The sequence below is a fragment of the Streptomyces sp. GbtcB7 genome (assembly GCF_019091445.1).
GTDB lineage: Bacteria > Actinomycetota > Actinomycetes > Streptomycetales > Streptomycetaceae > Streptomyces > Streptomyces mirabilis.
On the sequence record NZ_JAGXJM010000024.1, the window covers coordinates 124,206 to 143,554 of the forward strand.

At 72.2% G+C, this 19,349-nt stretch carries 17 protein-coding genes; 8 read left to right on the forward strand and 9 right to left on the reverse strand.

Annotated features, from left to right (window positions below; all coding sequences use genetic code 11):
* Positions 1–53: 53 nt before the first annotated feature.
* The 6 genes from KVT44_RS34095 to KVT44_RS34120 form a co-directional block, all read right to left on the reverse strand.
* The gene (locus KVT44_RS34095; protein ID WP_217571161.1) at positions 54–1,475 is read right to left on the reverse strand and encodes a lysine N(6)-hydroxylase/L-ornithine N(5)-oxygenase family protein; all 1,422 of its coding nucleotides are present in this window, start codon (positions 1,473–1,475) and stop codon (positions 54–56) included.
* Positions 1,472–2,836 carry an aminotransferase class I/II-fold pyridoxal phosphate-dependent enzyme gene (locus KVT44_RS34100; RefSeq protein ID WP_217571163.1) on the reverse strand — a complete coding sequence of 455 codons (1,365 nt, stop codon included), beginning with the start codon at positions 2,834–2,836 and terminating at the stop codon, positions 1,472–1,474. The genes KVT44_RS34095 and KVT44_RS34100 overlap by 4 nt, the downstream gene beginning before the upstream one ends.
* 465 nt (positions 2,837–3,301) lie before the next feature.
* Positions 3,302–5,800: an aminopeptidase N gene (pepN, locus tag KVT44_RS34105; protein WP_217571165.1), complete on the reverse strand. Its 2,499-nt coding sequence runs from the start codon at positions 5,798–5,800 to the stop codon at positions 3,302–3,304.
* A gap of 82 nt (positions 5,801–5,882) precedes the next feature.
* Complete coding sequence (locus KVT44_RS34110) at positions 5,883–6,482, reverse strand: two-component system response regulator (protein WP_217571167.1); 600 nt, start codon at positions 6,480–6,482, stop codon at positions 5,883–5,885.
* Positions 6,483–6,689: 207 nt separating this feature from the next.
* Positions 6,690–7,058: a chorismate mutase gene (locus KVT44_RS34115; protein WP_095858152.1), complete on the reverse strand. Its 369-nt coding sequence runs from the start codon at positions 7,056–7,058 to the stop codon at positions 6,690–6,692.
* Between the two features lie 11 nt (positions 7,059–7,069).
* On the reverse strand, positions 7,070–7,954 hold the full coding sequence (locus KVT44_RS34120; protein ID WP_217571169.1) for an AraC family transcriptional regulator: 885 nt from the start codon (positions 7,952–7,954) through the stop codon (positions 7,070–7,072).
* A 109-nt stretch (positions 7,955–8,063) separates the two neighbouring features.
* On the opposite strand from KVT44_RS34120, the gene KVT44_RS34125 reads away from it, so the two are divergent.
* Positions 8,064–9,833 (forward strand): beta-galactosidase family protein, encoded by a 1,770-nt coding sequence (locus tag KVT44_RS34125; RefSeq protein WP_217571171.1) that lies wholly within the window; start codon positions 8,064–8,066, stop codon positions 9,831–9,833.
* A gap of 549 nt (positions 9,834–10,382) precedes the next feature.
* On the opposite strand, the gene KVT44_RS34130 is transcribed toward KVT44_RS34125, so the two are convergent.
* The gene (locus tag KVT44_RS34130) at positions 10,383–11,165 is read right to left on the reverse strand and encodes a trypsin-like serine protease (protein WP_217571173.1); all 783 of its coding nucleotides are present in this window, start codon (positions 11,163–11,165) and stop codon (positions 10,383–10,385) included.
* Between the two features lie 230 nt (positions 11,166–11,395).
* On the opposite strand from KVT44_RS34130, the gene KVT44_RS34135 reads away from it, so the two are divergent.
* Entirely contained in the window at positions 11,396–12,292 is an 897-nt protein-coding gene (locus tag KVT44_RS34135) for a hypothetical protein (protein ID WP_190170224.1), read from the forward strand.
* Between the two features lie 95 nt (positions 12,293–12,387).
* On the forward strand, positions 12,388–13,431 hold the full coding sequence (locus tag KVT44_RS34140; RefSeq protein ID WP_217571175.1) for an ankyrin repeat domain-containing protein: 1,044 nt from the start codon (positions 12,388–12,390) through the stop codon (positions 13,429–13,431).
* Positions 13,432–13,488: 57 nt separating this feature from the next.
* On the opposite strand, the gene KVT44_RS34145 is transcribed toward KVT44_RS34140, so the two are convergent.
* Positions 13,489–14,406 carry an SDR family oxidoreductase gene (locus KVT44_RS34145; protein ID WP_217571177.1) on the reverse strand — a complete coding sequence of 306 codons (918 nt, stop codon included), beginning with the start codon at positions 14,404–14,406 and terminating at the stop codon, positions 13,489–13,491.
* A gap of 10 nt (positions 14,407–14,416) precedes the next feature.
* On the reverse strand, positions 14,417–15,163 hold the full coding sequence (locus KVT44_RS34150; protein WP_217571239.1) for an SDR family oxidoreductase: 747 nt from the start codon (positions 15,161–15,163) through the stop codon (positions 14,417–14,419).
* A 108-nt stretch (positions 15,164–15,271) separates the two neighbouring features.
* Here KVT44_RS34150 and KVT44_RS34155 point away from each other — a divergent pair, with 108 nt between their 5' ends.
* The 5 genes from KVT44_RS34155 to KVT44_RS34175 are packed head-to-tail and all read left to right on the forward strand — an operon-like array spanning position 15,272 to position 18,951.
* Positions 15,272–16,036, forward strand: a complete 765-nt coding sequence (locus KVT44_RS34155; protein ID WP_075026328.1) for an enoyl-CoA hydratase family protein — start codon at positions 15,272–15,274, stop codon at positions 16,034–16,036.
* Positions 16,033–16,896 (forward strand): CoA transferase subunit A, encoded by an 864-nt coding sequence (locus tag KVT44_RS34160; protein ID WP_217571179.1) that lies wholly within the window; start codon positions 16,033–16,035, stop codon positions 16,894–16,896. The genes KVT44_RS34155 and KVT44_RS34160 overlap by 4 nt, the downstream gene beginning before the upstream one ends.
* On the forward strand, positions 16,893–17,663 hold the full coding sequence (locus tag KVT44_RS34165; RefSeq protein WP_217571181.1) for a CoA-transferase subunit beta: 771 nt from the start codon (positions 16,893–16,895) through the stop codon (positions 17,661–17,663). The genes KVT44_RS34160 and KVT44_RS34165 overlap by 4 nt, the downstream gene beginning before the upstream one ends.
* Positions 17,663–18,727, forward strand: coding sequence for a nitronate monooxygenase family protein (locus KVT44_RS34170; RefSeq protein ID WP_217571183.1), 1,065 nt, complete (start codon positions 17,663–17,665; stop codon positions 18,725–18,727). The genes KVT44_RS34165 and KVT44_RS34170 overlap by 1 nt, the downstream gene beginning before the upstream one ends.
* A complete protein-coding gene (locus tag KVT44_RS34175; protein ID WP_254650255.1) occupies positions 18,724–18,951 on the forward strand; it encodes an SIMPL domain-containing protein in 228 nt (75 codons plus the stop codon). The genes KVT44_RS34170 and KVT44_RS34175 overlap by 4 nt, the downstream gene beginning before the upstream one ends.
* Positions 18,952–19,349: the final 398 nt, after the last annotated feature.

Genomic DNA, 19,349 nt, shown 5'->3' on the forward strand with positions numbered 1-19,349 from the left:
TGTTCCAGCACGCTTGTTCTCTGGACCCCGGGCGCGTGTCCGGGGTCTTCTTCTTACCGTCCGTCGACGAGCGGGGTGAGGGTCTGGGCGGTGTGGCGGGCGGGCGGGACCTGGGACTGGGGTTCGAGTCCGAAGGTGGTGAAGGCCGTACGGCGCGGCAGCGGGTAGGGGTCCTTGCCCGTCAGCGAGTTGAGGATGGTTGCGCTGCGCCAGGCGGCGAGGCCGAGGTCGGGGGCGCCGACGCCGTGGGTGTGGAGTTCGGCGTTCTGGACGTAGACGCGGCCGTTGACGGCGGGGTCGAGGGCCAGGCGGAACTGGTCGTCGATGCGGGGGCGTTCGGCGCTGTCGCGGCGCAGGTAGGGGTCGAGTCCGGCGAGGATCTGGCCGAGGGGGCGTTCGCGGTAGCCGGTGGCGAGGACCACGGCGTCGGTGATGAGGCGGGTGCGGGCGCCCTGCTGGCCGTGTTCGAGGTGGAGTTCGACCTGGGTGGTGGCGACGCGGCCCGCGGTGCGGACGGTGACGGCGGGGGTGAGGACGGCGTCGGGCCAGCCGCCGTGGAGGGTGCGGCGGTAGAGCTCGTCGTGGATGGCGGCGATGGTGTCGGCGTCGATGCCCTTGTGGAGTTGCCATTGGGCGGCGACGAGCCGGTCGCGTACGGGCTCGGTGAGGGCGTGGAAGTAGCGGGTGTAGTCGGGGGTGAAGTGTTCGAGGCCGAGCTTGGAGTACTCCATCGGGGCGAAGGCCTCGGTGCGGGCGAGCCAGTGGATCTTCTCGCGTCCGGCGGGCCGGTTGCGCAGGAGGTCGAGGAAGACCTCGGCGCCCGACTGCCCCGCGCCGATGACGGTGATGTGTTCGGCGGTGAGGAAGCGTTCGCGGTGGGCGAGGTAGTCCGCGGCGTGGATGACGGGGACGCCGGGGGCGTCGACGAGGGGTTTGAGGGGCTCGGGGATGTGGGGTGCGGTGCCGACGCCGAGGACGATGTTGCGGCTGTAGGTACGGCCGAGGGCCTCGGCTTCTCCCTCGCTGCCGAGCTGGGTGAAGTCGACTTCGAACAGGGCGCGTTCGGGGTTCCAGCGGACGGCGTCGACCTGGTGGCCGAAGTGGAGTCCGGGGAGGCGGCCCGCGACCCAGCGGCAGTAGGCGTCGTACTCGGCGCGCTGCATGTGGAAGCGCTCGGCGAAGTAGAAGGGGAAGAGGCGGTCGCGGTCCTTGAGGTAGTTGAGGAAGGACCAGGGGCTGGCGGGGTCGGCGAGGGTGACCAGGTCGGCGAGGAAGGGGACTTGGAGGGTGGCGCCGTCGATGAGCAGGCCCGGGTGCCAGTCGAAGCCGGGGCGCTGTTCGTAGAAGACGCTGTCGAGTTCGGGGAGGGGGTGGGCGAGGGCGGCGAGGGAGAGGTTGAACGGGCCGATGCCGATGCCCACGAGGTCGCGGGGCGCGTCGGGCTCGTGGAGTGGAGGGAGGGGCGTCGGGCTCATCGGGGTGTGTGTCCTTCCACCAGTTTCAGGAGCGCGGCCAGGTCGCCCGGCCGGGTGTGGGGATTGAGGAGGGTGGCTTTGAGCCAGAGCCGGTCGTCGAGCAGGGCTCGGCCGAGGACGGCGCGTCCTTCGTGGAGCAGGGTGCGGCGTACGGCGGCGACGGCTTCGTCGGAGGCCTCGGCGGGGCGGAACAGGACGGTGCTGAGGGTGGGCGGGTCGTAGAGCTCGAAGCCGGGGTGTGCTTCGACGAGGTCCGCCAGCTCGACGGCGCGGGCGCAGACCTGGTCGACGAGCGCGCCGAGTCCCGCTCGCCCCAGGGTTTTGAGGGTGACGGCGACTTTGAGGATGTCGGGGCGTCGGCTGGTGCGCAGGGAGCGGCCCAGAAGGTCGGGGAGGCCCGCTTCGGTGTCGTCGTCGGCGTTGAGGTAGTCGGCGCGGTGGCTCAGGGCGTCGAGGTCGTGGGGGTCCTTGACGACGAGGAGGCCTGCGGCGACGGGCTGCCAGCCGAGTTTGTGCAGGTCGAGGGTGACGGTGTGGGCGCGGTCGAGGCCGTCGAGCTTGCCGCGGTGGTGGTCGCTGAAGAGGAGGCCTCCGCCGTAGGCGGCGTCGATGTGGAGGCGGGTGCCGTGGGCTTCGCAGAGGTCGGCGATGTCCGGCAGGGGGTCGATGAGTCCGGCGTCGGTGGTGCCTGCGGTGGCGGCCACGAGGAGGGAGCCGCGGTGGCCTTGGAGTTCGGTGAGGGCTTCGTCGAGGGCGGCGAGGTCCATGGTGCCGGCGGGGGCGGGGACGACGACGGGGTCGGGCAGGCCGAGGAGCCAGGCGGCGCGGGGCAGGGAGTGGTGGGCGTTGGCGCCGTGGATGAGCCGCACGCCGGCGTGTGCCTCCCGGGCGAGGAGGAGGGCGAGTTGGTTGGACTCGGTGCCGCCGGTGGTGACCAGGGCGTCGCCGGCGCCGATCTCCTGGGCGAGGGCCCGGGTGACGAGTGCCTCCAGTTCCGAGGCGGCCGGGGCCTGGTCCCAGGAGTCCATGGAGGGGTTGAGGGCGGAGGCGGCGAGGTCGGCGGCGGTGGCGACGGCGAGGGGTGGGCAGTGCAGGTGGGCGGCGCACAGGGGGTCGGCGGGGTCGGCCGCGCCCTCGGCGAGAGCCCGTACGAGGACGCGTAGGGCGTCTTCGGTTCCCTGCTCGGGCAGTACGTCGCCGACCGCGTCCCGTACCCGCCGGGCCACGCTCTCCGGTCCGCCGGCGGGCAGTGGTCCGCCGCGTGCCTCGCCGCCCTCGCGCAGTGCGTCGAGGACGGTGTCGAGCAGCGGCCTCAGCGCGCCGGGACCTTCGGGGCCTGAGGCGAGGGGCGGCGTGCTCATGAGGTGTCCTCCGGTGGGCGCGCGGCAGGGGGAGTACCAGCCTGTACGGGGATGGGCCTGCGCGCCCTGAAAGGTCAACGATCCGACCCGAATGGGGGTACTGGTGGGCGGAGAAAATATGGGTGGGGGGTGAAGCTGCTAGACGCCACGCCGGGACGGGAACCACCTTTCCTCGCCCCCGCCGCCCCTACCCGTCCCATCCCTGGGGGCTGCCGCCCCCAGACCCCCGCATCGGCCTGAACGGCCTCGTCCTCAAACGCCGGACGGGCTGAAAGACGCGGGCCGGGGTGGGTGGGGCATCGGCCTCCGGCCCCTTCCTCACACCCGGACGGGCTGGATGGCGTGGGCCGGGGTGGGCGGGGTGCGACCACCGGCCTCGCCCTGGAGCGCCGGACGACCCCGGGCTTTTAGAGGCGCGGGGAACTGCGCGACCAGCCCCCGCGCGCCCGTGGCCGCAGGTCGTGGTTATGCGGCTCGTACCTTCAACGCCCGTGCCAGGTCGTCGAGTTGGTCGACGAGTTTGCGGCGGAGGGCGGGGATGGGGTCGGCGTCACGGAGGCACGCTTCGCCGAGGGCGAGGGTTTCGGGGGCGACGGCGTGGACGGGGAACGCGTAGCGCCCGGCGGCATCGGCGATGGCGGGGCCGCGACGCGCGGAGACGGCGACGGCGTCGGCCCAGTAGCGCTCGACGTACTCCCGGACGAGGTGGGTCTGTTCGGGCTGCCAGAAGCCCTGGGCGGTGGCGGTGAAGAGGTAGTTGGAGAGGTGGTCGGAGGTGAACATCTCCTCCCAGGCGCGGCGCTTGGCCTCGGGGTCGGGCAGCGCGGCGCGGCAGCGGGCGGCGCCTTCCTGGCCGGTGGCGCTGGGGTCCTGGACGAGTTCGGCCTCGATGACGGCGTCGTCGATGGCGCCGAGGACGGCGAGCCGGCCGAGGATGCGCCAGCGCAGTTCGGGGTCGAGTTCGGGTCCGCCGGGGACGGTGCCTTCGGAGAACCAGGCGCTGATGGTGTCGGGGTGGGCGGCGACGTCGATGCAGTGGCGCACGGCGGTGAGGCGCAGGCCGGGCTGGGAGCCGTCCTCGGTGCGGCGGATGAGGTCGCGGCAGAGGTCGGTGAGCGTGGCGAGTGCGGTGGGGCGGTCCTCGGCGGGGAGGTAGCGGTCGGCGACCTGGGCGGCGGCGAACGACAGGACGCCCTGGACGAGGGCGAGGTCGCTCTCGTGCGGGAGGTGGGCGCGGGCGGCGTCGATGTAGGCCATGGCGGGCAGTTCGCCGTCGCGGACGGCGTCGCGCAGGGCGTTCCAGACGACCGCGCGGGTGAGGGGTTCGGGCAGTCCGGCGAGGGCGGTGCGCACGGTCTGGAAGGACTCGGGGTCGAAGCGGACCTTGGCGTAGGAGAGGTCGCCGTCGTTGAGGAGGAGCAGGGCGGGGCGCTTGCCGATCACGGTCGGCTCGGTCCCCGGGACGTCGGCTTCGAGGCGGTCGCGCAGGGTGAGGCGGCCTTCGACGCCGAGGTCGTTGTCGTAGAGGCCTACGGCGATGCGGTGCGGGCGGCTGCCGTGGTGTTCGACGGTGAGGGTGTGGGTGCCGTCGGGTCCGGCGGTGAGGGTGGGGGTGAGGATGTCGACGCCGGTGGTGCGCAGCCAGGAGTCGGCCCAGGCGTGGACGTCGCGTTCGGTGGCGGAGGCGAGGTTGTCGATGAAGTCGGCGAGGGTGGCGTTGGCGAACTTGTGGCGGGCGAAGTGGGTGTTGATGCCGGCCAGGAAGTCCTTCTCGCCGAGCCAGGCGACGAGTTGGCGCAGGGCGGAGGCGCCCTTGGCGTAGGAGATGCCGTCGAAGTTGAGCATGGCGGACGCGGTGTCGGGGACGGCGTCGGGGTCGGGGGCGACGGGGTGGGTGGAGGGGCGCTGGTCGGCGTCGTAGCCCCAGGGTTTGCGAGTGACGCCGAAGTCGGTCCAGGTGTCGGTGAAGCGGGTGGCTTCGGTGAGGGTCTGGTAGCCCATGTACTCGGCGAAGGACTCGTTCAGCCAGATGTCGTCCCACCAGCGCAGGGTGACGAGGTCGCCGAACCACATGTGGGCCATTTCGTGGGCGATGACCATGGCGCGGGTCTGGCGTTCGGTGTCGGTGACGGCGGAACGGTAGACGAACTCGTCGCGGAAGGTGACGAGGCCGGGGTTCTCCATGGCGCCGGCGTTGAACTCGGGGACGAACGCCTGGTCGTAGGAGTCGAAGGGGTAGGGCTCGTCGAACTTCTCGTGGTAGCGGTCGAAGCAGGCGCGGGTGACGTCGAGGATCTCGTCGGCGTCGGCGTCGAGGTAGGGGGCGAGCGAGCGGCGGCAGTGGATGCCGAAGGGCAGGCCGCGGTGCTCGGTGCGGACGGAGTGCCAGGGGCCGACGGCGACGGCGACGAGGTAGGTGGAGATCAGCGGGGTGGGGGCGGCCTGCCAGCGGCCCTCTCCCAGGTGTTCGGTGACGCCGTTGGCGAGGACGGTCCAGCCGTCGGGGGCGGTCACGGAGAGTTCGAAGACGGCCTTCAGGTCGGGCTGGTCGAAGGCGGCGAAGACGCGCTGGACGTCTTCCATGAACAGCTGGGTGTAGAGGTAGGTCTCGCCGTCGGTGGGGTCGGTGAAGCGGTGCATGCCCTCGCCGGTGCGGGAGTAGCGCATCCGTGCGTCGACGCGCAGTTCGTGCTCGCCCGCGGTGAGGCCCTTGAGGGGCAGCCGGTTCTCGTCGAGGGCCTCGGGGTCGAGGGGCTGTCCGTCGAGGGTGACGGAGCGCAGCTCGGCGGGCTTCAGCTCGACGAAGGTGTCCGCGTCGGCGCGGACGGTGAACCGGATGACGGTCAGGGAGTCGAAGGTCTCGTCCCCGCGGGTCACGTCGAGTGCGATCCCGTAGTGGTGGACGTCGAGGAGCTGGGCACGGGTCTGCGCTTCGTCGCGCGTCAGTACGGACATGGGGGACATGCTGCCTGATGGCTCGGACAGGACACAGGGCAGGCCCGGTATGCGGCTTTTGTTCGGCACGGTCACGGCGGGATCGGCGTACTCAGGCGGTGCGGTCCCGCTCCCGTGCGTCCCATGCCTCCCATGCCTCCCGTGCCTCCCGTGCGTCCCGTGCGTCGGTGTGGCCGTCGCGTTGCGGGGGGACGCGGGTGTCGGGGTGGAGGCGGGTGTCGGGGTGGAGGCGGCCCGGGGCGGGCGGTGAGGCGCGTTCCTCGGTCCGGGCGCGTAACTCGCGCACCTCCGCCTCCAGGGCCCGGCGGCGCTGGTGGGTGTCGTACAGGTAGCGGACCTTGGTGCGCAGGGTCCAGGGGTCGACGGGTTTCATGACGAGGTCGGCGACGCCGAGGGCGAACGCGGTGGCGGACAGTTCGGTGTCCCGTCCGAAGCCGGTGAGCAGGATGACCGGGATGTGCTGGGTCTGTTCCAGGCGGCGCATGTAGCGCACGACGTCGAGGCCGCTGACGCCGGGCATGCGCACGTCGAGGAGGAGCAGTCCGACCTGGCCGCGCAGCACTTCCTTGAGGGCGTCGTCGCCGCTGGTCGCGCGGGTCACGAGGTGGCCCAGCGGGGCGAGGGCGCTTTCGAGCGCGTACAGCGTGTCCTCGTGGTCGTCGACGATGAGGATCTTGGCATCCGACGGCATGGCCCGACGTCCCCTCGATCGGCCACATGCCGGCCCGGGCCGGTACGAGCCGGGGGGCGGGTGCCACGGATGGCGGATGCCGCGAATGGCGGGTGCCACGGGTGGCGGGTGCCCTGGGGCCCGTACGGACGGTCGGCCGGCATGTGCCATTGGCCTGACACCTGACAGGGAGTGCTCACGCAGGATGCACGCTGGGGGCACCCGGTGTCACTCCCCCGTGGCCGCCGCGCCCCGCCCGGCACCGTCCGCGATGCTCTCGTGGTGCCGGATGACCTCGGCGATGATGAAATTCAGCAACTTTTCCGCGAAGGCCGGATCCAGCTTGGCGCTCTCGGCCAGACGGCGCAGCCGGGCGATCTGGTGGGCCTCGCGGGACGGGTCGGCGGGCGGCAGTTGGTGGGCGGCCTTGAGATGGCCGACCTGTTGGGTGCATTTGAAGCGTTCGGCGAGCATGTGGACGACGGCGGCGTCGATGTTGTCGATGCTGTCGCGCAGCCGGGCGAGTTCCGCACGCACGGCGGGGTCGACCTCGCCGCCCGCCCCGTCGTTCGTGTTGCTGGTGTTGCTGGTGGTCATGAGGAGCAACTTTACGTGGCGTGCGGGGGCTCGATCATGGGCGGATCGTCGGGGTCGGGTATGCGGTCGCTCCCGCCGCCGGGGAGGGTGCGGCCCTGCTGTTCGCGGAAGCGGACGGGGGCCATGCCGACACGGCGGGTGAACAGGCGGGAGAAGTAGGCGGGGTCGTCGTAGCCGACGCGTCGGGCGACCGCCGCGACGGGGAGTTCGGTGGCGGCGAGGAGTTCCTTGGCGCGGCCCAGGCGGATGCCGAGGAGGTAGTCCTTGGGGCTGCGGCCGGCGCCGCGGCGGACGGCGGCGCGCAGTTCGGCGGGGGTCATGCCGTGCCGGGCCGCGTGCTCGGCGACGGACAGTGGCTGGAACGCGTCACGGGCGAGGGCGTGCAGGACGGGGTCGCCGTCGGGGGCGAGGTCGGCGCGGGCGCGGCGCAGGGCGACGAGGAGTTCATGGACGGCGGCGCCGGTCTCGACTTCGAGGAGGGGGTTGCCGCGGCGGGCGGCGCGGGCGATGCGGCCGACGGTGGCGCGGGCGCCGGTGGCGTCGGAGAGCGGCACGACGGGGCGGTCGGGTTCGATGTAGCCGAGTTCGGTGTACGTGGCGGTGGCGGGCCCGGTGAAGTCGACGAAGCACTCGTCCCAGCTGGGGTCGGGTCCGTAGTGGTGGGGTACGCCGGGGGTGAGCCAAAGCAGGGCGGGCGCGGTGACGGTGTGGTGGTGTCCGTCGGGGCCTCGGAACCAGCCGCCGCCCGCGCTGACGACGACGGCCACGTGGTGGTCGAGGGTGCGGGGCCCGACGGTGGGCAGTTCGCCGTGCTGCATGCCTACGCCGAGGCAGGCGAGGCCGAGCCGGTGGTGGACGGGAGCGGGGGAGAAATAGCGCATCCAGGTGTGGTGCATCCGCGCGCCTCCCGCCCTCCGCGCCCCTGCCGCCGGCGTCACTCTTTGGTCCAACCAGAGCTGATCTTTGTCCATGGACGCGGCCGCCGCCAGAGGTGAGGGTGAGCTCATGAGCGAGTTCACGGTGGGGGACACGGATTTTCTGCTGGACGGGCGCCCGGTGCGGCTGCTGTCCGGCGCGTTGCACTACTTCCGGGTGCACGAGGAGCAGTGGGGGCATCGGCTGGCGATGCTGCGGGCGATGGGGCTCAACTGTGTGGAGACGTACGTCCCGTGGAATCTGCACGAGCCGCGCCCGGGCGAGTACCGCGACGTCCAGGCGCTGGGCCGGTTCCTGGACGCCGTGCGGGAGGCGGGCCTGTGGGCGATCGTGCGCCCCGGCCCCTACATCTGCGCGGAGTGGGAGAACGGGGGGCTGCCGCACTGGCTGACGGGGAAGCTGCGCACCAGGGACGAGGAGTACGTGGGGCATGTGGAGCGCTGGTTCCACCAGGTGCTGCACGAGATCGTGCCGCGGCAGATCGACCGCGGCGGGCCGGTGCTGATGGTGCAGGTCGAGAACGAATACGGAAGCTACGGCTCCGACCAGGTGTATCTGCGGCGCCTGGCGGACGTGCTGCGCGCCGAGGGCGTGAGCGTTCCGCTGGTCACCTCGGACGGTCCCGAGGACCACATGCTCACCGGCGGTTCGATCCCCGGTGTCCTCGCGACCGTCAACTTCGGCTCCCGCGCACGCGCGGCCTTCGAGGTGCTGCGCCGGCACCGGCCCGAGGGGCCGCTGATGTGCATGGAGTTCTGGTGCGGCTGGTTCGACCACTGGGGCGGCGAGCACGTCGTACGGGATGCGGGGGACGCGGCACAGGCGCTGCGCGAGATCCTGGAGTGCGGGGCTTCGGTCAACCTGTACATGGCGCACGGGGGTACCAACTTCGCGGGCTGGGCGGGGGCGAACCGGGGCGGGGGCGCGCTGCACGAGGGCCCCTTGGAGCCCGACGTCACCTCCTACGACTACGACGCGCCCATCGACGAACTCGGCCGTCCCACCGAGAAGTTCTGGCGCTTCAGGGAGATCCTGGGCGCGTACGCGGACGGGCCGCTGCCTGAGCTGCCGCCCGCGCCCGCGCCGCTCGGTGCGGGCGCGGCCGTGGACCTTCGGGAGTGGGCCGCCCTGGACGCCGTACTGGAGACACTGGGCAGCCGGGACGCCGAGTACCCCGTCCCGCCCACCTTCGAGGAACTGGACGTCGACCGGGGCCTGGTGAAGTACGAGGTGACCGTCCCCGGTCCGCGGGGGCCGTACCCCCTCCTGCTGCGCGGGCTGCGGGACCTGGCGGTGGTGTACGTCGACGGTGTGGCGGCCGGTGTGCTCACCGAGGACGATCCGGGGCTCAAGGAGCCTGTCGCGGGGCACGCGCGCGTGGAGGCGTGGGTGGAGTCCCTGGGGAGGGTCAACTACGGTCCGCGTTCGGGTGAGCCGAAGGGCATCACCGGGGGGATGTTGCACGAGCGGCAGTATCTGCACGGGGTGCGGGCGCGGGGGCTGCGTCTTGACGCGTTCGATGCCGGGGGCGTGGGGCGGATGCCGTTCGGGGGGTTGCCTGCGGAGGGCGGGCGCGGGCTGTACCGGGGCACCGTGGAGGTGCGTGGCGCCGGGGACGCCTTCCTCGAACTTCCGGGCTGGACGCGGGGGTTCGTGTGGGTCAACGGGTTCTGTCTCGGGCGGTACTGGTCGGTGGGGCCGCAGCGGTCGTTGTACGTTCCTGGGCCGGTGCTGCGTGAGGGTGCCAACGAGGTGTGGGTCCTGGAGCTGCAGGAGACGTCGCCGACGGCGCCGGTCCTGAGGCGCCCTGACGCGGCTGCGTCGGCGCCGGGCCGATGAGCCCCGGCCGAGCGCCCCGGCAACGACAACGGCCTTCCCCCGCCCCCGCCGCCCCTACCCGTCCCATCCCCAACCTGGGGGCTCCGCCCCCAGACCCCCATCGGCCTGAACGGCCTCGTCCTCAAACGCCGGACAGGCTGAAGACGCGCACCGGGGTGGGCGGGTCATCGGCCTCCGACCTCGTCCTCAAACGCCGGACGGGCTGAATGACGCGGGCCGGGGTGGGTGGGGTGCGTCCTTCAGCCATGGCCTCGAACCCCGGCCGCCCGAGGCTCTTAGGGGCGCGGGGAACGGCGCGCCCAGCCCCCACCATCCGACAGCCGAAGAACTTCCGGCGGCCGGGGGATCCGGGGCCGCAGCCCCGGCCCCAGTGGCGCGGGGAACGGCGCGACCAGCCCACACCCACCCGCACCCGAACGACCACAGCCGGACGGGGAATCGGGGCGCAGCCCCGTCCAAGGGGCGCGGGGAACGGCGCGACCAGCCACCGCCCACCCGCACCCGCACCCGCACCCAAGGCACGCACCCAGGATCGGAGGGGCTCAGCCCCTACAGGGTGGACGCCGCTCTGGCTATGTCGGCGGCGAAGGTCGAGACCTCGGAGTACACCCCGGGATACCCCGGCTCCGCACAGCCCTGCCCCCAACTGACGATCCCGACCTGGATGAACGCCCCCGAGTCGTCCTTGCGGAACATCGGCCCACCGGAGTCACCCTGGCACGTGTCGACCCCACCCTGCTGCACGAACCCGGCGCAGATCTCGTCACCGGGCACGAGATCGCTGCCGTACGCCTGCTGACAGGTGGCGTCGCTGACGAAGGGGACGGTGGCCTTGAGGAGGTAGCGCTGCTGGGCACCGCCCTCGCGCGCGGCGCCCCACCCGGCGACGGTGAAGTTGCCGTTGTTGTACGCGGTGGTGGTGGCGATCTTCAGTGTGGGCTGGTTGACGGGCGAGGCGAGCTTGATCAGCGCCCAGTCCTTGCCCTTGCCGTTGTAGCCGGGCGCCTGGAGCACCTTGGTCGACTTGACCTTGATCGCGCTGCTGCTCTGCAGGTCGACGACGCCGGCGGTGGCGGTGATGGAGGTGTTGTTGCCGGAACCGCTCACACAGTGCGCGGCGGTGAGGACGATCTGCTGGGTGTAGAGCGCTCCGCCGCAGCCCATGGAGAGCCGGACCATGAACGGGAACTCTCCCTGCGCCGCGCGGGTGCCGCCGACGACGGGCGTGGGCGCGGCCTGCGCGGAGACGGGCTGGAGCGAGACGGTGGCGAGGGTGACGGCGCCGAGGGCGAGGACTCTCTTGATGCCCGTGAACTTCTTCGAAGACTTCAACGTGCTTCCTCTCGTGGGGGGTTGGAAGCCCGACGGGGTCACACCGAGGCCGCACGACACGACAGCCGTCGCACACACCGAGTGACATGCACCCGCCAAGCCTTTGCGAATTATTTAGACACCGGAGCGCTCCGACAAGGACCCCATTTCGGCCAGCCGCGCCCCGCCACCCACCGGAACGGCGCTTAGAGTGGAATGCAGGAGGCCCGGCGTCTTCAGGGGGTACGGACGTGGCGAACGGCGGACCCGTCGAGCACGGCTTCCCGCATCTGGACACGGTGCGGGCATCGATCACCGCGCTCTACAAGCGGCTCTCGTACGACACCATCCACACCTTCGCGACCAGCGTGGCCCCCGCCGACGTGGCCTTCGGCGACATCGACGACCTGCATCTGGGCGCGCAACGCGTGGCTCGCGAGATGGTGCACCACTACCACCTCCCGGACGCCCGGCTGATCATCGGTTTCCGCGAGATGACCCAGGCGGCCAACGTCGAACTCACGGCGGGCCCCGAGTACTTCGTCGAACTGAACGACCGCTTCCGCTCCCATCGGCGGGACATCGGCGCGGCCCTCGCCCACGAGGTGATGCACGTCTATCTGCACCGCCTCGACCTCTACTTCCCCGGCACGCGCGACAACGAGATCCTCACGGACACCGCGGCGACCTACCTCGGCGCGGGCTGGCTGCTTCTCGACGCCTACCGGGAGGACGCCGACTCCTCACAGAAACTCGGCTACCTCACCCCGGAGGAGTTCGGCTACGTCCTCGCCAAACGCGCCCTGGTCTTCGACGAGGACCCCTCGATCTGGTTCACCAGCCCACAGGCGTACACGGCGTACACGCAGGGCATGGCGCAGGCCCGCCGCGACGAGCAGCAGCCCCCGCTGACCGCGGCCGGCTGGGCGGGCCGCCGCCGCTACGCGAAGGACCGACGGCACGCCCAGGACCAGCACGCACCGGGCCCGCACCCGGGTGTCCCCTACGCGTTCAGCCCCGACAGCCGCGGGCCCCTGCGCGTCTCCTTCCCCTGCCCGACCTGCCACCAGCGGATCCGCGTGCCGGTCCGGGGCCGGGTACGGGCGCGCTGCACGCTGTGCAGGACGGTGCTGGAGTGCGACACGTAGGACGTGCGACGCGCGCGGGTGTGCGTGTGGGGAGGTGAGACACAACACCCCCAAAGACTTTGCCTCTCGCGTCCTTCGCGAGCGAGGGTCGAAGGATGAGCACGAACGACCCCGCGGCACACCTCTTCACGGCTGTGCACGAGGGTGACGAGGACGCGGTGGTACGGCTGCTGCGCTCCGGTGTGAGCCCGGACGCGGTGGACGAGGACGGCCAGACGGCGCTGTATCTCGCGGCGGTGAGCGACCGGCCCGGCGTCGTACGACTGCTGTTGGTGGCCGGGGCCGCGCCCGACCGGCTCAGCCAGGGCACGGACGCGCCGCTGTGCGGGGCGGCGTGCGGTGGGCACACGGAGGTCGTACGCGCCCTGCTGGCGGCCGGGGCCGCGCCGGACACGGTGGAGGAGTTCGGGTTCACGGCGCTGACGTGGGCGGTGCGGCTGGGGCGGGTCGCGGTGGTGAGGGAGCTCCTCGCGGCGGGCGCGGACCCCGACCGCCCGGGCCCGACCGGTGAGCCACCGCTCGTCGCGGCCGCCCGCCGTGGCTCACCCGGCTGCGTACGCGCCCTCCTGCGGCACGGAGCGCGGGCGCGGTCGGCGGCGCTCGCCGAGGCCCACCGCCGGCTCACCGCCGATGTGGAGACCGAGGTGCGCGCGGGCCTGGAAGAGACCTGGGGCCCGGGCCATCCCTCCGTCACCCACCGCTACCCGGAGGACGGCGGCATCACCGTGGAGGTCCAACTCCTCGACCCGGCCGGGAATCCCGTCGCGAGCGACGATCAGCAGACGGGCCACGCCGCGATAGCGACCCTCCTCGAATCCGCCCTCGGGATCACCGCGCCCGCCGCCGAACTGGCCGCCCGCGCCCTGCGTCCCGCCGACCCCGACAACGACGACTGGACCGAGGCGGCGACGGCGCTGGGCCTGCGCGGCGACGAGGAGACGTTCCGGGCGGCGGTCGAGTGGTGCGCCGCCCCCGACCCTCTCCGCCAGGCCTTCGGCGCGGACGTACTGGGCCACCTGGGCAACCCCCACGGCCTGCCGATCCTGCGCGTCCTCACCGGCGCGACCGACCCCGTGATCCGCGACCGGGCGGCGAGCGCGCTGGCGCGGCTGGACTCCCCCGGCCCGTCCGGTCCTTGAACCACGCGCCCACAGGGGCACGTCCTCACGGATGGAGGCGCCCCCTTGAAACGCCCCCTACCCCGCCCCGTACACCGCCCCCGGAACCTCCGCCTCCGCCAGCAGCTTCAGGGCCGTGTCGCCGGCCTCGGACGGGGTCCAGCGGGCGCCCTTGTCCGCGGTGGGGCCCGGGCGCCAGCCCTCCATGACGGTGATGCGGCCGCCCTCGGTCTCGAAGACGCGGCCGGTGACTCCGGTGCTCGCGCTCGCGCCGAGCCAGACGACGAGGGGGGAGACGTTCTCGGGGGCCATCGCGTCGAAGGAGTCGGCGTCGGGGGCCGCCATGATGCCCGCGAAGGTGCGTTCGGTCATCCGGGTGCGGGCCGCGGGGGCGATCGCGTTGACCTGGACTCCGTAGCGGCCCAGTTCGGCCGCGGCGACCAGGGTCAGGCCGATGATCCCGGCCTTGGCGGCGCTGTAGTTGCCCTGTCCCACCGAACCCAACAGACCTGCCCCGCTGCTGGTGTTGACGACCCTGGCCCGGGGCGTGCGGCCGTCCTTCGCCTGCGACCGCCAGTGCGCCGCCGCGTGCTTCAGCGGCAGGAAGTGGCCCTTGAGGTGGACGCGCAGCACGGCGTCCCAGTCGTCCTCGTCGAGGTTGACGAGCATACGGTCGCGCAGGAACCCCGCGTTGTTGACGAGGGTGTCCAGGCGACCGTACGTCTCCAGCGCGGTGCGTACGAGGGAGGCGGCGCCGTCGGTGGTGGCGATGTCGCCGCCGTGGGCCACCGCCTGTCCGCCCGCCGCCCGGATCTCCTCCACGACCCGCGCGGCCGGGCTGTCCGGGCCGGGCGTGCCGTCGAGGCCCACCCCGAGGTCGTTCACGACGACCCGCGCCCCCTCGGCGGCGTACGCGAGCGCGTGCGCGCGGCCGAGTCCGCGCCCGGCGCCCGTGACGATCACGACCCGCCCCTCGCACAGCAGCGGTCCACTCATCTCAGTCCTCCTAGGGCCTGTCGGCCTTGTTGGCGGTCGCCGCGTCCAAGAAGGCGGGCCGCTCGCCGCCGCCGTGGACGAGCAGCGAGGCCCCGCTGATGTACCTCGCCGCGTCCGAGGCGAGGAAGACCGCGGCCCCGCCGATGTCGGACGGGTCGGCGAGGCGGCCCAGCGGGACGGTGCGGGAGACGGCCGCGATGCCGTCCTCGCCGCCGTAGTGCAGATGGGAGAGTTCGGTGCGGACCATGCCGACGACGAGGGTGTTGACCCGAACGTCGGGAGCCCACTCGACGGCCATCGAACGGGCCAGGTTCTCCAGGCCCGCCTTGGCCGCCCCGTACGCCGCCGACCCGGGCGACGGCCGCGCCCCGCTCACGCTGCCGATCATCACGATCGATCCCCGGGCCCGCCTGAGGTGCTCGAACGCGGCGAGCGAGGCGGTCAGCGGCACGATGAGGTTCAGCTCGATCACGCGCGCGTGGCGCCCGGCGTCCGCCTCCGTCAGTGGCCGGTAGGGCGCGCCGCCCGCGTTGTTCACCAGCACGTCGAGCCGGGGCAGCGCGGCGAAGAAGGCGTGCACGGCGGCCGGGTCGCGGAGGTCCACGGACACGAACTCCGTGCCCTCCAGCGGTACGTCGGGGGGTCTGCGGGCACAGACCACCACGTCCGCGCCCGCCTCGACGAACGCCCGGGCGATCCCGGCCCCCACCCCACGGGTACCGCCCGTGACGACGACGGTCCTGCCCCCGAGTTCCAGGTTGTCCACAGGGCCTCCCGCCCGGATGCATTCACTGCTAGCTTCGAGAGTGCGCCTAACAAACGTTTGGTGGAATGGTCCTGAGGTGGAAAGGTAGCTGATGCGTCCATGGGTGTCTCCACCTCGTCCCCGGAAAAGGGGATTTCCGTCGTCACGGTCGACTTCCCGCCGGTGAACGCGCTGCCGGTGCGCGGCTGGTTCGACCTGGCCGACGCCCTGCGCGCGGCGGGCCGCGACCCCGGCGTCCGGTGCGTCGTGCTGACGGCAGAGGGGCGCGGTTTCAACGCGGGCGTGGACATCAAGGAGATGCAGCGCGAGACCAGGGACAGCGGGGGCCATCGCGCGCTCATAGGGGCGAACCGCGGCTGTTTCGAGGCCTTCGCCGCGGTCTACGAGTGCGAGGTCCCCGTCGTCGCGGCGGTGCACGGCTTCTGTCTGGGCGGCGGGATCGGGCTGGTGGGGAACGCGGACGCGATCGTGGCGAGCGAGGACGCCACGTTCGGCCTGCCCGAGCTGGACCGCGGCGCCCTCGGCGCGGCCACGCATCTGGCCCGCCTGGTCCCGGGCCACCTGGTGCGCGCGCTGTACTACACCTCGCGCACGGCGACCGCCGCCGAGCTGCACGCGCACGGCTCGGTGTGGCGGGTCGTGCCGCGCGGGGAACTCCTGGGCGCCGCGCTGGAGCTGGCGCGCGAGATCGCCGCCAAGGACGGCGAGCTGATCCGGCTCGCGAAGGCCGCGCTCAACGGCATCGACCCCGTGGACGTGCGCCGCAGCTACCGATTCGAGCAGGGCTTCACCTTCGAGGCGAACCTCGGCGGGGTCGCCGACCGTGTCCGCGACACCTTCGGAAAGGAGGGGGTCGACAGGTGAGCGACAAGACGATGACCACCGACGAGGTGGTCTCCCGGCTCCACAGCGGGATGACTCTCGGCATCGGCGGCTGGGGCTCGCGCCGCAAGCCGATGGCCCTGGTGAGAGCACTGCTCCGCACCAAGATCACCGATCTCACCGTGGTGTCGTACGGCGGCCCGGACGTCGGCCTGCTCGCCGCCGCGGGCCGGATCCGCAGGCTCGTCACCGCCTTCACCACCCTCGACTCGATCCCGCTCGAACCGCACTACCGGGCGGCGCGCGAGCGCGGGGCGTTCGAGCTGATGGAGGTCGACGAGGCGATGTTCATGTGGGGCCTGCACGCCGCCGCGAACCGCCTGCCCTTCCTCCCCGTCCGGGCCGGGCTCGGCTCGGACGTGATGCGGGTCAACCCCGGTCTGCGCACGGTCACTTCGCCGTACGCCGATGCCTCCTCGGGGGTACGGGAGGAGCTCGTCGCCATGCCCGCCCTGCGCCTGGACGCGGCCCTGGTCCACATGAACCGCGCCGACCGCCTGGGCAACGGCCAGTATCTGGGCCCGGACCCGTACTTCGACGACCTGTTCTGCGAGGCGGCCGACGCCGCGTACGTCTCGTGCGAGCGCGTGGTCGACACGGCGGAGCTCACCAAGGAGGCCGCCCCGCAGACCCTGCTGCTGAAGCGGTCGAGCGTGACGGGCGTGGTCGAGACTCCGAACGGCGCGCACTTCACGTCCTGCGCCCCCGACCACGGACGCGACGAGCCCTTCCAGAAGCTGTACGCCACCACGCCGTACACCGAGTTCGCCGCGCGCTTCCTCGCCGGCGACGAACAGGCCTACCAGTCCGCCGTACGGGCCTGGCACGAGGAGCAGCGATGAGCCCCGCATCCACCCCCGCCCCCGGCGCCCCCGCAGCCGTGGTCACCCGCGCCGAGTACTGCGTGATCGCCTGCGCCGAGGCCTGGCGGGACAACGGCGAGGTGCTCGCCAGCCCCATGGGCCCCATCCCCTCCATCGGCGCCCGTCTCGCCAAGCGCACCTTCTCCCCTAATCTGCTGCTGACCGACGGCGAGGCGATGCTCGTCGGCCTCGACGGCACCCCGGAGGGCTGGCTGCCGTACCGGCAGCACCTGACCATGGTCACCGGCGGACGTCGGCACGTGATGATGGGCGCGAGTCAGCTCGACCGCTTCGGCAACCAGAACATCTCCTGTATCGGTGACTGGTCCAGGCCCGCGCGCCAGCTGCTCGGCGTGCGCGGCGCGCCGGTCAACACCCTGAACAACCCGACCAGTTACTGGGTCCCCAGGCACTCGCCGCGCGTCTTCGTCGAGCGGGTCGACATGGTGTGCGGGGTGGGGTACGACCGTGCCGCCGCCGCGGGCCCGAGCGCCACCCGTTTTCATCGCATCCCGCGCGTGGTGAGCGACCTCGGTGTCTTCGACTTCGCCACGCCCGACCACTCGATGCGGCTCGCCTCACTGCACCCGGGCGTCACCGTGGAGCAGGTGCGGGAGGCGACGGGCTTTGCGCTGTCGGTCCCCGACGAGGTGCCCCGCACCCGTGAACCGACGCCCGAGGAGCTGAGACTGATCCGCGAGGTCATCGATCCGGCCGGCGCCCGGGACCGGGAGGTCAGGAGCTGATGGAGACCGCGCTCACCCGCCTCGTCGGTGTCCGTCACCCCGTCGTGCAGACCGGTATGGGCTGGGTGGCCGGACCCCGCCTGGTGTCGGCGGCGGCGAACGCGGGGGCGCTGGGCATCCTGGCCTCCGCGACGATGACCCTCGACCATCTGAGAGAGGCCATACGCGAGGTCAGGTCCCGTACGGACGCGCCGTTCGGGGTGAATCTGCGCGCCGACGCCGGGGACGCGGGCGAGCGGGTACGGATCATCGTCGACGAGGGGGTGCGCGTCGCGTCCTTCGCCCTCGCGCCCTCCCGCGAGCTGATCGCCGAGCTGAAGGAGGCGGGCGTGGTCGTCGTCCCCTCCGTCGGGGCGCGCCGGCACGCCGAGAAGGTGGCCGCCTGGGGCGCGGACGCGGTGATCGTGCAGGGCGGCGAGGGCGGCGGCCACACCGGCGAGGTCGCGACGACGGTGCTGCTGCCGCAGGTGGTGGACGCGGTGGACATCCCGGTGGTCGCGGCGGGCGGTTTCCACGACGGGCGGGGGCTGGTCGCGGCGCTGGCGTACGGGGCGGCGGGCATCGCGATGGGCACCCGTTTCCTGCTCACCTCGGACTCGACGGTCCCGGCCGCAGTGAAGGCGAAGTACCTGGCGGCGACGGTCAGGGACGTCACGGTCACGACGGCCGTGGACGGCCTCCCCCATCGCATGCTGCGTACGGACTTCGTCGACTCCTTGGAGAGGTCCGGCCGTGCGAGGGCCCTCGCACAGGCCGTCCGCCGGGCCGCCGGGTTCCGGAGGCTGTCCGGGCTCTCCTGGTCGCGGATGCTCCGCGACGGTCTCGCCATGAAGCACGGCAAGGAGCTGACCTGGAGCCAGGTACTGCTCGCCGCGAACACGCCGATGCTCCTGAAGTCGTCGATGGTGGATGGGCGCACGGACCTGGGGGTGATGGCCTCGGGACAGGTCGCGGGGGTGATCGAGGACCTGCCGTCGTGCAAGGAGCTGGTCGACCGGGTGATGGCGGAAGCCCGGGAAACTCTCGGTGTCCTGGCGGTCGTGGGTGCTTCAATGCCCGGATGACTCAGACCATGGATGAGCCGTGGGGCCTCAGTGTGTTCGGTGCGGGAAGCGTGCGGGCGGAACCTCAGCTGGTGCGGGTGAAGTTGGCGGTCGACATGCTGGAGCCGTCGCCCGACAAGGCGTTCCAGGAGGCGGGCTCGGCGGTGTCCCGCCTGCGCGAGACACTGCGCGGACACGGGATACCGGACGCGTCGGTCTCCGGATCCCGGCTCAGGTTCAGCTAGGAGTGCGAGGGTTGAGGGTTACGGAGGCGACTGGGAGGTTCCTGATATCGGACGCTTGATCGGCTGACCGCTCTTCAGGGTGAAGCCAGCGGGCATCCTGCGCACACGGCCCCCTGGGGCACGACCCCATTGCTAAGGTCGCAATGTCCGACAACAAACTCGTCGGACCTACCGCCGGGCGGGCGGAAAGTAACGCTTGTGGAGGCCTTGCAAGACCAGCTCTCGCAGGAGAGGGGCAAGGGCCTGTGAAGCAGGAACCCGTGGTGGCACTGTGTAGCGGTGCGGACCAAAATCGCCTGTGTTCGCGCAGGTGAGGGCGCCAACGCTGCCAGGCTCGTACGCTACCTGGCACCGGGGCGGGCGGAGGCCCACCGTCGCCCGCCCCGCCGTCCTACGCG

What these genes read in the sequence shown, in the direction of transcription:
- KVT44_RS34140 (WP_217571175.1), top strand. Translation starts at nt 12,388, where the DNA reads ATGAGCACGAACGACCCCGCGGCACACCTCTTCACGGCTGTGCACGAG.
- KVT44_RS34175 (WP_254650255.1), top strand. Translation starts at nt 18,724, where the DNA reads ATGACTCAGACCATGGATGAGCCGTGGGGCCTCAGTGTGTTCGGTGCG.
- KVT44_RS34155 (WP_075026328.1), top strand. Translation starts at nt 15,272, where the DNA reads ATGGGTGTCTCCACCTCGTCCCCGGAAAAGGGGATTTCCGTCGTCACG.
- pepN (WP_217571165.1), bottom strand. Translation starts at nt 5,800, where the DNA reads ATGTCCCCCATGTCCGTACTGACGCGCGACGAAGCGCAGACCCGTGCC.
- KVT44_RS34145 (WP_217571177.1), bottom strand. Translation starts at nt 14,406, where the DNA reads ATGAGTGGACCGCTGCTGTGCGAGGGGCGGGTCGTGATCGTCACGGGC.
- KVT44_RS34095 (WP_217571161.1), bottom strand. Translation starts at nt 1,475, where the DNA reads ATGAGCCCGACGCCCCTCCCTCCACTCCACGAGCCCGACGCGCCCCGC.
- KVT44_RS34110 (WP_217571167.1), bottom strand. Translation starts at nt 6,482, where the DNA reads ATGCCGTCGGATGCCAAGATCCTCATCGTCGACGACCACGAGGACACG.
- KVT44_RS34120 (WP_217571169.1), bottom strand. Translation starts at nt 7,954, where the DNA reads ATGCACCACACCTGGATGCGCTATTTCTCCCCCGCTCCCGTCCACCAC.
- KVT44_RS34165 (WP_217571181.1), top strand. Translation starts at nt 16,893, where the DNA reads ATGAGCCCCGCATCCACCCCCGCCCCCGGCGCCCCCGCAGCCGTGGTC.
- KVT44_RS34100 (WP_217571163.1), bottom strand. Translation starts at nt 2,836, where the DNA reads ATGAGCACGCCGCCCCTCGCCTCAGGCCCCGAAGGTCCCGGCGCGCTG.
- KVT44_RS34170 (WP_217571183.1), top strand. Translation starts at nt 17,663, where the DNA reads ATGGAGACCGCGCTCACCCGCCTCGTCGGTGTCCGTCACCCCGTCGTG.
- KVT44_RS34115 (WP_095858152.1), bottom strand. Translation starts at nt 7,058, where the DNA reads ATGACCACCAGCAACACCAGCAACACGAACGACGGGGCGGGCGGCGAG.
- KVT44_RS34125 (WP_217571171.1), top strand. Translation starts at nt 8,064, where the DNA reads ATGAGCGAGTTCACGGTGGGGGACACGGATTTTCTGCTGGACGGGCGC.